The sequence below is a fragment of the Streptomyces sp. NPDC001027 genome, from assembly GCF_040299045.1.
Classification (GTDB): domain Bacteria; phylum Actinomycetota; class Actinomycetes; order Streptomycetales; family Streptomycetaceae; genus Streptomyces.
Genome location: NZ_JBEPBI010000088.1, coordinates 1 through 12,641 on the forward strand (window position 1 = coordinate 1; position 12,641 = coordinate 12,641).

The window sequence follows — 12,641 nt, forward strand, 5'->3', positions numbered from 1 at the left end:
GCCGCCCGCGCGGGAAGTCGACGGCCGGCGCCGGGCGTTGCGGCGAGGCCGCTCGGCCTGGCGCGCCTCTCGGCGCCCCGTCTGCGGTTCGCGGCCTTGCGGTACGCGCCGGTCAGTCCCCGATAAGGGCGTCAACGAAGGCCTCCGGCTCGAACGGCGCGAGGTCGTCCGCGCCCTCGCCGAGTCCCACCAGCTTGACCGGGACGCCCAGCTCGCGCTGGACCGCGACCACGATGCCGCCCTTCGCCGTGCCGTCCAGCTTGGTCAGCACGATGCCGGTGATGTCGACGACCTCGGCGAAGACCCGGGCCTGCACGAGTCCGTTCTGCCCGGTGGTGGCGTCGAGCACGAGCAGCACCTCGTCCAGCGGGGCGTGCTTCTCGACGACCCGCTTCACCTTGCCGAGCTCGTCCATCAGACCGGTCTTGGTGTGCAGGCGGCCGGCGGTGTCGATGAGGACGACGTCGACCCCCGTCTCCTTGCCCTCCTTCACCGCGTCGAACGCGACGGAGGCGGGGTCGCCGGCCTCGGGACCGCGCACGGTGTGCGCGCCGACCCGCTCGCCCCAGGTCTGGAGCTGGTCGGCGGCGGCGGCGCGGAAGGTGTCGGCAGCGCCGAGGACGACGGTGCGCCCGTCGGCCACGAGCACGCGCGCGAGCTTGCCGGTGGTGGTGGTCTTGCCGGTGCCGTTGACTCCGACGACCATCACGATGCCCGGCTTGCGGTCCTCGGGCTCGGTCTTCACGGCGCGGTCGACGTCGACGCCCACCAGCTTGAGCAGCTCCTCGCGCAGCAGCGCGCGCAGCTCCGCGGGAGTGCGGGTGCCGAGCACCTTCACACGCTCGCGCAGTCGCTCGACCAGCTCCTGGGTGGGAGCCACGCCGACGTCGGCGGTGAGCAGCGTGTCCTCGATCTCCTCCCAGGTCTCCTCGTCGAGGTGCTCGCGCGAGAGCAGCGTGAGGAGCCCCTTGCCCAGGGCGTTCTGCGAGCGGGAGAGCCGGGCGCGCAGGCGCACCAGCCGCCCCTCGGCGGGCTCCGGGATCTCGAGCTCGGGAACCTCGAGAGGGGGGACGACGGGGGGCTCCTCGACGGCGGCGCCGGTCGAGCCGTCGGGAAGATCCACCTCCTCGATCGTGCGGCGCGGTTCGTCGCGCGGCGTCTCGGCCTCGTCGCCGACGTGCGGTTCGGCGGGAGGGGCGGTGATGTCGGGCGCTGCGGGGGGCGGCGGGGGCAGCGGCTTCTTCCGCCGGCTGCCGACGACCAGCCCGCCGAGCACTGCGAGCACGACCACGGCGATGACTACAGCAAGGATGACGGTTTCCATAACAACGCCAGTATGCGCGACCTCCCCGCTCGGACGTTCGTTGTCCACGCGGGGCCGCCGGCCCCACCGGGCCGGGCCGGCCCGCCCGTCCCCCTTCGCGTCGGCCGGGAAGCCCCTCAGGGGCGGAGTCACGACGGGTCCGGTGTGCGATCCCGTCGGGTGCACGCACAGGCGCACCCAGGGGTGTCGTGGTTCATTCGGTGAGCCGCGACACGCCCTCACCGACCTACAGGACGAGACCCCTGGATACCTGACTCACCGTCAGCTACCGTCCCCCTCCACACCCGAAGGGGGTCCCCATGCCCGTCACCGTCGTCCGCTTCAACCTCGTCGCTCCCGGTGCGGCCCCCGCCGAGCTGGGCGTCCGCTACCGGGCCGCGCTGGAGATGGCCGCATACGCCGACCGGCACGGGATCGCCCTCGTCCAGACCGAGGAGCATCACGGCGTCGAGAACAACTGGCTGCCGTCGCCCTTCGTCTTCGCGGGCGCGGTGCTCGGAGCGACGCGGCGGCTGGCGGTGACCGTGTCGGCCGTCATCGGACCGCTGCACGACCCGCTGCGACTGGCCGAGGACATCGCGGTGCTGGACCTGCTGAGCGGCGGACGGCTGGTCACGGTCGCCGGGATCGGCTACCGGCCGGAGGAGTACGCCCGGGCCGGAGTGGACTGGAAGCGGCGGGGGCTGCTCCAGGACGAGCTGCTGGAGACGGTGCTGAAGGCCTGGACCGGCGAGGAGTTCGCCTACCGGGGACGCACGGTACGGGTCACCCCCCGCCCGGCGACCGATCCGCACCCCCTGCTGCTGGTGGGCGGCTCCTCGAAGGCCGCCGCCCGCCGGGCCGCACGGCTCGGGCTGCCGTTCTTCCCCAGCGCCCATCTGCCGGAGCTGGAGGCCTACTACAAGGAGCGGCTGACGGAATACGGCACGGAGGGCTGGACGATGATGCCGGGCGCCGAGACGCCCCTGCTGCACATCGCCGAGGATCCGGACCGGGTCTGGGCCGAGTACGGCGACCGCTTCCTGCACGAGGCGCGGACCTACGCCTCCTGGCAGTCGGGCGAGATCCGTTCGGCGGTGAAGTCGGGGGCGACGACGGTGGCGGAGCTGCGGGAGGAGGGCGTGTACCGGATCCTCACGCCGGACGCGTGCGTGGCGCAGGGGCTCGACAACCTCGTCCTGCATCCGCTGGCGGGCGGGATGCCGGTGGAGGAGGGATGGCGCAGCCTGCGACTGTTCTGCGAGGGCGTGCTGCCCCGGCTCGGCGGGTGAGCCGGGGCAGCACGCCCTGCGAGCGTCGAGGAGCGGGCGGCGGGGAAAGGGCCCGCTCCCCTGGAGCGGGGGTCTCTTAGGGATCGGGGGCCTCTTCGGCTGAGGCCTCCAGGGGGCCTCAGCCCATCTCCTCCAGCGCCTTGCCCTTCGTCTCCTTGACGTACTTCAGGACGAACGGGATGGAGAGCGCCGCGAAGACCGTGTAGATCATGTAGGTCGCGGAGAGGTTCCAGTCGGCCAGCGACGGGAAGCTCGCGGTGATGGCCCAGTTGGCGATCCACTGCGCGGAGGCGGCCACGCCGAGTGCCGCGGCACGGAGGCGGTTGGGGAACATCTCGCCGAGGAAGACCCAGACGACGACGCCCCAGGACAGGGCGAAGAACAGGACGAACACATGGGCGGCGATCAGGGCGATCCAGCCCTGGGTGGCCGGCAGCTTGCCGTCGACGAGGTCGAAGGAGAACGCCCAGGCCTCGAACGCGAGTCCGACGGCCATGCCGACGGAGCCGATCAGGGCCAGCGGCCGGCGGCCGATCCGGTCCACGAAGATCATCGCGATGACGGTGCCGACGATGTTGATGATCGACGTCGTGAAGGAGTAGAGGAACGAGTCGGTCGGGTCGACGCCGACCGACTGCCACAGCGTCGAGGAGTAGTAGAACGCGACGTTGATGCCGACGAACTGCTGGAACACCGACAGGCCGATGCCGATCCAGACGATCGGCTTGAAGAAGAAGGAACCGCCGAGCAGGTCCTTGAACGTGGACTTGTGCTCGCTCTTCATCGCGCTCTCGATCTCGGCGACGCGGGCGTCCAGGTCCACGCTCTCGCCCTCGACCTCCTTGAGGATCTCGCGGGCCCGCTCGCGCCCGCCCACGGAGATCAGGAAGCGGGGGGACTCGGGGATGACGAAGGAGAGCAGGCCGTACAGGACGGCCGGGACCACCATGACGCCGAGCATGACCTGCCAGGCCTCCAGCCCCATGAGCCTGCCGCGCTGGTCGCCGTCGGCGGCGTTGAGCAGTCCCCAGTTGACCAGCTGCGAGATCGCGATGCCGATGACGATCGCGGCCTGCTGGAAGGAGCCGAGCCGGCCGCGGTAGGCGGGCGGGGCGACCTCCGCGATGTAGGCGGGGCCGATGACGGACGCCATGCCGATGGCGAAGCCGCCGACGACCCGCCAGAAGGCGAAGTCCCACAGGGAGAAGGGCAGCGCCGAGCCGACGGCGCTGACCGTGAACAGCACGGCGGCGATCTGCATGACCCGGATGCGGCCGATGCGGTCGGCGATGCGGCCCGCGGTCGCCGCGCCGACGGCGCAGCCGATCAGGGCGATCGCGATGACCTGGGCGAGGGCCGCGGAGCCGATGTCGTAGCGGTCCCGGATGGCCTCCACCGCGCCGTTGATCACGGAGCTGTCGTAGCCGAAGAGGAATCCGCCCATCGCGGCCGCCGCCGCGATGAAGACGACGTGCCCGAGATGATCGGGATGAGCCCTGACGGCTCCTGACTTCTGTGCCTGCGTCGTGCTGGTCACGTTCAACTCCTCGGGCCGTCGGCAGCACTGCCGACGGGATCGGCACCCCAGATAGATGGCATCTGAAGGTAAAAGCAACGGTGCCGAGACTATGCCTTCAAGTATCGAAGTCAATAGGGCCCGGCTGTGACTCTTCAGCACCCACATGGAGGGATCGTGTTCAACTCTTGAAGAGAATGCGGTGGGAGCTGGGGGACGGATACCCGCTCCGACCGGTCAACGCAGGCGCTGGCTGATGACCTTCGACACACCATCGCCCTGCATGGACACGCCGTACAGCGCGTCGGCGACCTCCATCGTGCGCTTCTGGTGCGTGATCACGATCAGCTGTGACGACTCCTGCAGCTCCTGCATGATGCGGATGAGCCGCTGCAGGTTCGTGTCGTCGAGGGCGGCCTCGACCTCGTCCATGACGTAGAACGGGCTGGGCCGCGCCTTGAAGATCGACACCAGCATGGCTACGGCGGTCAGCGACCGCTCGCCGCCGGAGAGCAGACTGAGCCGCTTGACCTTCTTGCCGGGCGGCCGGGCCTCCACGTCCACGCCCGTGGTGAGCATGTTGTCGGGGTCGGTCAGGATCAGCCGCCCCTCGCCGCCCGGGAACAGCCGGCTGAACACGCCCTCGAACTGCCGTGCGGTGTCCCGGAACGCCTCGGTGAAGACCTGCTCGACGCGCTCGTCGACCTCCTTCACTACCTGAAGCAGGTCGGTGCGGGTCTTCTTGAGGTCCTCCAGCTGCTCGCTGAGGAACTTGTGCCGCTCCTCCAGCGCGGAGAACTCCTCCAGCGCCAGCGGGTTCACCTTGCCGAGCTGCTGGTAGGCGCGCTCGGCCGACTTCAGCCGCTTCTCCTGCTCGGCGCGCCGGAACGGACTCGGCCGGTTGCGCGGATCCTCCGGGTCCTCCGGCAGCACCTCGCCCTCGGCGGGCGGCGACGGCGGCACGAGCTGATGCGGTCCGTACTCGGAGACCAGCCCCGCGGGCTCCACGCCGAGCTCCTCCAGCGCCTTGGTCTCCAGTTGCTCGATCCGCATCCGCTTCTCCGCGCCGAGCACTTCGCCGCGGTGCACCGAGTCCGTCAGCTTGTCCAGCTCGGCCTTCAGATCGCGTCCGGCGGTGCGGGCGGCGGCCAGCTCCTGCTCCTGCCGCGCCTTGGCCGCGTCGGCGGCGATCCGCTCCGCCTCGGCCCGGCCCACGGAGACCTCGACATGGGCGAGCAGCTGCCGCGCGCCCGAGGCGACGGCGTCCGCGACGGCCGCCTCGTGCCGCAGCCGCGCCCGTCGCTGCTCGGCACGCGCGCGTGCCTCGCGTTCCGTCCGCGCGGCCCGGTCCAGCGAGTCGGCCCGCCCGGCCAGCCCCTTGACCCGCTCCTCGTGGGTGCGGACCTGGAGCCTGGCCTCCATCTCGGTCTGCCGCGCGTTGGCCCCGTCGGCGGCGAGCCGGTCCCGCACGGAGGAGTCGGGCTCCTCCTCGGCCGGCGTCTCCTCGGCGACGGCCAGCCGTTCCGCCAGCTCCTCGGCCTCCTCCACGGCCCGGTCCAGCGCCTCCTGCGCCCGCGCCGCGGCCGCCGCGGACCGCTCGGCCTCACCGGCCGCGCCCCGGGCCTGCCCCGCGAGCCGCCCGAGCTGCTGCGCCACGGCCGACTTCTCCCGGTCCGCGGCCCGCCGCCGCTCCCCCACCTCCTCGACGAGCGCGGCGCACTCCCGGCGGTGCTCGCCGGCCGTGCGCTGTGCCTGCGTCAGCTCCGCGCAGCGCACGGCCAGCTCGTCGAGCTCGGCGGCGGCCTCGTCCACGGACGCCTGCACCTCCAGCAGGCTGGGCGCCCCGGCGGACCCGCCGTGCGCGAAGTGCGCGCCCAGCAGATCGCCCTCGGCGGTCACCGCGACGAGGTCCGGGCGGGCGTAGACCAGCTCCTCGGCGTCCTCCAGCGTGCCCACGACGACGATCCCCCGCAGGAGCCGGCGCACGGCGGGCATGAGCTCGCCGGGACCCCGCACCAGATCGGCGGCATACGGCGGACCCTCGACGCGCCGGCCGTCGTTCCGCCGGCCCCCGGCGGTGAGCCGGTCCTCGGCGAGACGGTCCTCGGCGGTGAGCCGGTCCTCGGCGAGACGGTCCTCGGCGGTGAGCCGGTCCTCGGCGGGTTGCGCGTCGAGGAGCCGGCCCCCGGCGCGCCGGCCGTCGGTGCGCTCCTCGGGTACGTCGCCCGCCGCACCGCTGAGCAGCAGCGCGGCGCGCCCCGCGTCCTGCTTGCGCAGCAGCCGGATGGCTTCGGCGGCCGCGGCGGGCGTCGTGACCGCGATCGCGTCCGCGGCGGCGCCGAAGGCCGCCGCGAGCGCGATCTCGTGGCCGGGCGTCACCGTCAGCAGTCGGGCCGCCGGACCCAGCAGGCCGTTCAGGCGGTCGCGCGCGGCGAGCAGGGCGCCGGTGCCGTCCTTGCGCCGCAGCCCCAGCGCCAGGGCGTCCCGACGGGCCAGGGTCGCGGCGCGGCTGCGTTCGGCGGCCGTGGCCGCCTCGCGGGCGTCGGCGAGGGCGGCCTCCGCCTCGGTGAGCTGCCGCTTGGCGCCCTCGTGCCGCTCGGCGAGCTCGTGGTCGTCCGCGTCCAGGCCGTCCACCTCCGCCTTGAGCTCCTCGTACTCCTCCTGTGCGGTGACGGCCCGTTCCTGGGCCTCGTCCCGGGCGGCGGCGAGGCGGTCGATCTCGGCCTGTGCGGAGGCGGCGCGCGAGCGGGCCGCGTTGACCTGGCCGTTCAGCCGGGCCAGGCCCTCGCGGCGGTCCGCGATCGCCCGGGCGACGTCCTTCAGTCGCCGTTCCTCGACGGCGAGCTCCCGTTCCAGGTCCGCGCGGTGGGCGACGGTGTCGTCGAGTGCGTGCCGGGCAGCTTCGAGAGCGGCCTCCAGTTCGGCCTCCTGCTCTCGGATCCGGGCCGCCTCCCGCTCCATGTCCTCGGGGTCGCGGCCGCGCCGCTCCTCGGGGGGCGCGGAGGTGGCGCTCTTCACCCGGGCGTCGGCGAGCGAGACGGTGCCCCGGACGCGTTCGGCGAGCTGGGACAGCTCGTACCAGGTCTGCTGGGCCCGCTGCAGACGCGGCGTGAGCTGCCGGACCTCGTCCTCCAGGAGGGCTTCGCGCTGCAGGGCCTTCCTCAGCTCCTGCTCGGCCGCCTCCTTGCGTTCCTTGAGGGCGGCCTCGTCGGCGACCTCCGTCTGCAGGGCCTCCCGCAGCCGTACGAGGTCGTCGGCGAGCAGGCGCAGCCTGGCGTCGCGCAGGTCGGCCTGGATGACGGCGGCGCGGCGGGCGACGGCGGCCTGGCGGCCGAGGGGCTTGAGCTGACGCCGGAGTTCGTCGGTGAGGTCCTGCACGCGCGCGAGGTTGGCCTGCATCGCGTCCAGCTTGCGGAGCGCCTTCTCCTTGCGCTTGCGGTGCTTGAGGACGCCCGCAGCCTCCTCGATGAAGGCGCGGCGGCCCATGGGGTCGGCGTGCAGGACGGAGTCGAGCTGGCCCTGGCCGACGATGACGTGCATCTCACGCCCGATGCCGGAGTCGGAGAGCAGGTCCTGGATGTCGAGCAGCCGGCAGGTGTCGCCGTTGATCTGGTACTCGCTGCCGCCGTTGCGGAACATGATCCGCGTGATGGTGACCTCGGCGTACTCGATGGGGAGCGCCCCGTCGGAGTTGTCGATGGTGAGGGACACCTCGGCGCGGCCCAGCGGGGGGCGGCCGGTGGTGCCGGCGAAGATGACGTCCTCCATCTTGCCGCCGCGCAGCGACTTGGCGCCCTGCTCGCCCATGACCCAGCTGAGCGCGTCGACGACGTTGGACTTGCCCGAGCCGTTCGGTCCGACGACGCACGTGATCCCCGGTTCGAACCGGAGCGTGGTCGCGGACGCGAACGACTTGAACCCCCGGAGGGTCAGGGCCTTGAGGTGCACGGCGCTGGACTCTACCTTCCGGGGGTGTCTCACTCCATGAACCCGCGGTTTCACCCATGAACGCGCAGGGCACACCAAACGTTAAGAGACTGAAAGGGTGCGCGGGGGAACCAACGGCGGGGGGCGGGGGCAGAAGAGGCGGAAGCGGGGGCGCGAACGCATGGGGGACAAGAAAGAAGGGACGCCGAAGCGTCCCTTGCAAACTCTGACAACTTAGCGGTCCGACGCGGTGAGAATGAGCCGCCCGACCCTGCGTGCCGTGGTACAGCGTGCAGCGATCAGGTGAGCGCAGGCTCCGCCTGGCGTGCGTCGATGCTCTCCATAAGCGATTCGTGAGAAGCGGCAGCCGTCAGCGCGTCGTTCTCGGCCTGGATCCGTCCGAGCTCGGATTCCAGGTCCTGTACACGCTGCTGGAGCCGTCGCATCTCGGCGAGGAGTCGCGGGTCGGAGCCGCCGACGTAACCGAGAAGCGCCTTTGCCATGATGGATGGTCCTCCACAATGAGTGACCGACCGAAGCGGTGTGGGTCGTGAGGGATTTGCACCCGCGGTGCTTGGCAGGATCTTGTTCGTGCTGCCGTTCATCCATGCCAAACAGCTGGGGTGCGCGGGGTGCTTTCAGCGTCTCACCAAAAAGTTTGACGGTCAACACGATCACGCCCCGTATTGGCGGGCTGCCCGGCGGCGCGCGGCCGAAACGGCGGCGCTGCGACTCCTGCGGGGCCCTCGGGGCGTGGCGATCATCCTTAAGTGCGGAGCCTCCCACGGCAAGCCTTTCTTGGCAATCACCTGCCCCTTTCTGCTGGGGGCACGTGCCCGTGGCATTCCCCTCCACTTTCCCGGGGGCGCTCGGCGGGGGTTCTCAGCGGATCGCGAAGCCGTCGTAACCTCCGCGCGGTGTGTCCCATATCTCGGTGACTCCGGCTACGCGTCCGGGCGTGTCGTCGCCCAGGAGCCAGCCGAGCAGCTCCTCGCACCCCTCCTTGGCCCCTTCGGCGACCACCTGGACCCGGCCGTCGGCCAAATTGAGAGCAAAGCCACTCAGGCCGCCGATCTCCAGCGCCTTGGCCCGGGTGAACCAGCGGAATCCCACGCCCTGGACGTGTCCGCGCACCCAGGCGACCAGCCGTACATCCTCGTTCATGGGTGCAACCTAACCGCGCAAAGTCTCTCGGGACACTTCCTCCCCGAGCACCATGCGGTACCGTCCCCACCCAATGATTCTCATATGAAACTCACTCGATCGGGTGAGTCAGGTTGACCAGAGGGAGCAGGAGGCGCGCGTCGCCCCAGGGCTTCGGCCGACCGTTGAGAACACCGCTCGGACGAGGAAGGCAAGGACATGGGACGCCACCGACGCTCCGCCGCCGGCAGCGCCGCCACGAGCCGCGCCACGGGGGTCACACAGACGCACGGCTCGCATGCGGACAGCCACAGGGCGCAGGATGCGCATACGGAAACACTTCCCACCATCGGCATCGCGCCGTATCTCAACCCCGAGGCGTACGCGGACTCCGTCGCGAGAAGCCGCGAGTACCTGTACGCGGAGGGCGACTACGCCCACGGGGACACCGGGGTGTTCGCGGCCGACGGGTTCGCCCCCGACGGCGGCGCCCGCCGGGCCGGGGGGAATCGGGCGGGCTCGGGCCGTCGTCGTAAGCGCAGGGTCGCCACGCCGGTGAAGACCGGTCTGCTCGGCGTCTCCGCGGCGGTGGCGATCGGCACGGTCGCCGTGGCGACGGGTGTGGTGCCCGGCATCGACGGCTACCGCCTCGGGGGCGGCAGCGGCGGCTCCGGCGACAAGGTCCAGGCCGCCGCCGGCTCGCCCACGAACTCCGCCTCCGAGCAGGGCGGCACGTCCGGCTCCGCCGACGACGACCGCGGCTCCGCCCCGACCAGCCGCGACGCCGGCCGGTCGGTCTCGCCCGCCGCCTCCGCCCCGGCCACGCCCTCCCCGTCCCCCTCGGTCTCCGCCTCCTCGGCCGCGCCGACGAAGACGGCTCCGAAGAAGCCCGCGTCCACGCCTTCCAGCGCGCCGGAGACCACGCCGTCCAAGTCGAGGGCCGCGACCAGGGCGCCGGCGAAGCCCCAGGCGCCCGTCACGGTCTCGGCCGAGACGCAGGCCGCGGCCGAGGTGCTGAAGCTGGTCAACGAGGAGCGGGCCAAGGTCGGCTGCAGTGCCGTCTCCGCGAACAGCGCCCTGTCGGACCTCGCCGAGAAGTTCAGCGACGACATGGCCGCGCGCGGGTTCTTCGACCACACCGACCCCGAGGGGGCGACCCCGTGGGACCGGGCGGCCAAGGCCGGCATTTCGGGACTCGGCGGCGAGAACATAGCCCGCGGGCAGTCCGACGCGGCTGCCGTCATGGAGGCCTGGATGAACAGCCCGGGCCACAAGGCGAACATCCTGAACTGCGACTTCAAGACCCTGGGCGTCGGCGTCCACTTCGGCTCCGGCGGCCCCTGGTGGACGCAGGACTTCGGGTACTGAGACACGGCTGAAGAGGCACGTCGTCCGCCGCCGGACCCTGTACGGCGGACGGCGGACACGACCGACGCCGTGACCGGCGACGACGGCGTCGCAGGTCACGGCGTGTGAGTCACGGCGTAGGGGTCACGGCGTGGCGATGGGCGGTCGGCGGGATCAGGCTGCCTGGGCGCGGCCGGCGAGGAAGATCCGCGCGGTCTCGGCCACCCGGCGGCCCAGGTGTTCGGCCGTCGCCACGTCCGCCTTGTGGACGGCGTCCGGACCCTCGTCGACGTTGGTCTGCGCGGCGGCGCCCAGGAACACGCCCAGTCGGTTGAGGTCGTGCTCGGAGCCGGCCGAGTTGTTCCAGCCGGGCAGCAGGCCGAGGCTGACCCAGTGCATGCCGAGCTGTGCGGCCAGGATCTGGAAGAACTGCAGCGTGTGCAGCTTGTCGCCGCTCTTGGAACCCGAGTTGGTGAACCCTGCGGCCAGCTTGTCCTTCCACACCTGCTCCGGCCAGCGCGCGGAGGTCGCCTCGGCGAAGGCGTGGAAGGCGGCGGACGCGGTCCCCATGTAGGTGGGCGATCCGAACACGACGGCGTCCGAGCGGTCGAGCAGCGTCCACTGCTCCTCGGTGATCTCGTCGACCTTGACCAGGTGCACCTCGGCGCCTGCGTCGGCGGCGCCGGCGCGGACGGCCTCGGCGAGGACGGCGGTGTGGCCGTAGCCGGAGTGGTAGGCGATGGCGACGACAGGGGTGGACATGCGTACTCCTGAAAATGGGCAGCTCAAGAACAGTGACCACAGGAAAGCACTATCTGATAGTTAGTGCAACCTCCCGGTTAGCGCTACCTTCGAGTAGGCTTGGCGTATGGACATCACCCGGGAGAGGGCGGAGGATCAGGATCTTCCGTTCGACGTGTTCGCCAAGGCCTGTCCCTCGCGCGGCACACTCGAGCACATCACCGGCCGCTGGGGCGGACTGACCCTCGGTGCGCTGTACGAGGGCTCCCTGCGTTTCAACGAGCTGCGCCGCCGGGTCGACGGCGTGAGCGAGAAGATGCTCTCCCAGACGCTGCACGCGCTGGAGCGCGACGGTCTGGTGCACCGCGAGGCGCAGCCCACCAACCCGCCCCGCGTGGACTACGAACTGACCCCGCTCGGGCGGGAGGTGGCCGACCGCCTTCTGGGCCTCATCCACCTCGTCGAAGGGCGGATGACCGACGTCCTGGCCGCGCGCGAGCGCTACGACGGGACGCGCGGCGCCCTCTGACACTTCGGGCAGAAGTAGCTGGACCGGTTCATCCAGGCGCGTCGGCGCATCGGCGTGGCGCACCGTTTGCAGGGCAGCCCTTCACGCCCGTAGGCGTCCAGCGACCGGTCGAAGTAGCCCGACTCGCCGTTGACGTTGACGTACAGACTGTCGAAGCTGGTGCCGCCGACGGCGAGGGCCGCGTTCATCACGTCCCGGACATGGCCGAGCAGTTCGTATGTGCGGGGCCGGGTGAAGGTGGCCGTCGGACGGTCGTAGTGCAGACGGGAGCGCCAGAGCGCCTCGTCCGCGTAGATGTTGCCGACGCCGCTGATCAGCGACTGGTCGAGCAGCGCGCGCTTGACGGTGGTGCGCCTCCTGCGCAGCGCCTGGTGGAACGCCTCGTCGTCGAACAGCGGGTCGAGGGGGTCACGGGCGATGTGCGCGATGACGTCCGGGAGCCCGTCCGGGCCGGTGGGGTGCAGCGACAGTCCGCCGAACGTGCGTTGGTCGACGAAGCGGAGCTCGGTGTCCGTGTCGTCCGCGAAGCGCACCCGCACGCGCAGATGCTTCTCGTCGGGAGCCCCGTGCGCCTGGACCAGGAGCTGGCCGCTCATGCCGAGATGGGCCAGGACCGCCTGGTCGGTGTCCTCCAGCGGCAGCCAGAGGTACTTGCCGCGCCGGCTCGGAGCGCCGATGCGGTGGCCTTCGAGGCGGTGCGCGAAGTCCTCGGCGCCGGCCAGATGGCGGCGCACGGCGCGGGGGTGCAGGACCTCGGCGTCGGCGACCGTGCGATGGGCGACCCACCGCTCCAGACCGCGCCGGACCACCTCGACCTCGGGCAACTCGGGCATGGCATCCCCC

10 protein-coding genes are annotated in these 12,641 nt (G+C 71.6%); 3 read left to right on the forward strand and 7 right to left on the reverse strand.

Going from position 1 to position 12,641, the window contains the following annotated elements; translation table 11 throughout:
• Positions 1 to 112 precede the first annotated feature (112 nt).
• Positions 113 to 1,324, reverse strand: a complete 1,212-nt coding sequence (ftsY, locus tag ABT300_RS23430; RefSeq protein ID WP_351678930.1) for a signal recognition particle-docking protein FtsY — start codon at positions 1,322 to 1,324, stop codon at positions 113 to 115.
• Between the two features lie 299 nt (positions 1,325 to 1,623).
• On the opposite strand from ftsY, the gene ABT300_RS23435 reads away from it, so the two are divergent.
• Positions 1,624 to 2,595 carry an LLM class flavin-dependent oxidoreductase gene (locus ABT300_RS23435; protein ID WP_351678933.1) on the forward strand — a complete coding sequence of 324 codons (972 nt, stop codon included), beginning with the start codon at positions 1,624 to 1,626 and terminating at the stop codon, positions 2,593 to 2,595.
• A gap of 118 nt (positions 2,596 to 2,713) precedes the next feature.
• Here the strand turns inward: ABT300_RS23435 and ABT300_RS23440 are convergent, their stop codons facing one another.
• The 4 genes from ABT300_RS23440 to ABT300_RS23455 all read right to left on the reverse strand — a co-directional run bounded on the left by ABT300_RS23440 (position 2,714) and on the right by ABT300_RS23455 (position 9,202).
• The gene (locus ABT300_RS23440) at positions 2,714 to 4,132 is read right to left on the reverse strand and encodes a sugar porter family MFS transporter (protein ID WP_351678936.1); all 1,419 of its coding nucleotides are present in this window, start codon (positions 4,130 to 4,132) and stop codon (positions 2,714 to 2,716) included.
• Positions 4,133 to 4,348: 216 nt separating this feature from the next.
• Entirely contained in the window at positions 4,349 to 8,059 is a 3,711-nt protein-coding gene (locus tag ABT300_RS23445; RefSeq protein ID WP_351678938.1) for an SMC hinge domain-related protein, read from the reverse strand.
• Positions 8,060 to 8,337: 278 nt separating this feature from the next.
• Positions 8,338 to 8,541, reverse strand: coding sequence for a hypothetical protein (locus ABT300_RS23450; protein ID WP_109002141.1), 204 nt, complete (start codon positions 8,539 to 8,541; stop codon positions 8,338 to 8,340).
• Positions 8,542 to 8,920: 379 nt separating this feature from the next.
• On the reverse strand, positions 8,921 to 9,202 hold the full coding sequence (locus ABT300_RS23455; protein ID WP_351678941.1) for an acylphosphatase: 282 nt from the start codon (positions 9,200 to 9,202) through the stop codon (positions 8,921 to 8,923).
• A gap of 198 nt (positions 9,203 to 9,400) precedes the next feature.
• Here ABT300_RS23455 and ABT300_RS23460 point away from each other — a divergent pair, with 198 nt between their 5' ends.
• The gene (locus tag ABT300_RS23460; RefSeq protein ID WP_351678943.1) at positions 9,401 to 10,549 is read left to right on the forward strand and encodes a CAP domain-containing protein; all 1,149 of its coding nucleotides are present in this window, start codon (positions 9,401 to 9,403) and stop codon (positions 10,547 to 10,549) included.
• Between the two features lie 153 nt (positions 10,550 to 10,702).
• Here the strand turns inward: ABT300_RS23460 and ABT300_RS23465 are convergent, their stop codons facing one another.
• Positions 10,703 to 11,290: a flavodoxin family protein gene (locus ABT300_RS23465; protein WP_351678946.1), complete on the reverse strand. Its 588-nt coding sequence runs from the start codon at positions 11,288 to 11,290 to the stop codon at positions 10,703 to 10,705.
• Between the two features lie 106 nt (positions 11,291 to 11,396).
• On the opposite strand from ABT300_RS23465, the gene ABT300_RS23470 reads away from it, so the two are divergent.
• The gene (locus ABT300_RS23470) at positions 11,397 to 11,798 is read left to right on the forward strand and encodes a winged helix-turn-helix transcriptional regulator (protein ID WP_351678948.1); all 402 of its coding nucleotides are present in this window, start codon (positions 11,397 to 11,399) and stop codon (positions 11,796 to 11,798) included.
• Here the strand turns inward: ABT300_RS23470 and mutM are convergent.
• Positions 11,771 to 12,631 (reverse strand): bifunctional DNA-formamidopyrimidine glycosylase/DNA-(apurinic or apyrimidinic site) lyase, encoded by an 861-nt coding sequence (mutM, locus tag ABT300_RS23475; RefSeq protein ID WP_351678951.1) that lies wholly within the window; start codon positions 12,629 to 12,631, stop codon positions 11,771 to 11,773. The genes ABT300_RS23470 and mutM overlap by 28 nt on opposite strands.
• Between the last annotated feature and the right edge of the window lie 10 nt (positions 12,632 to 12,641).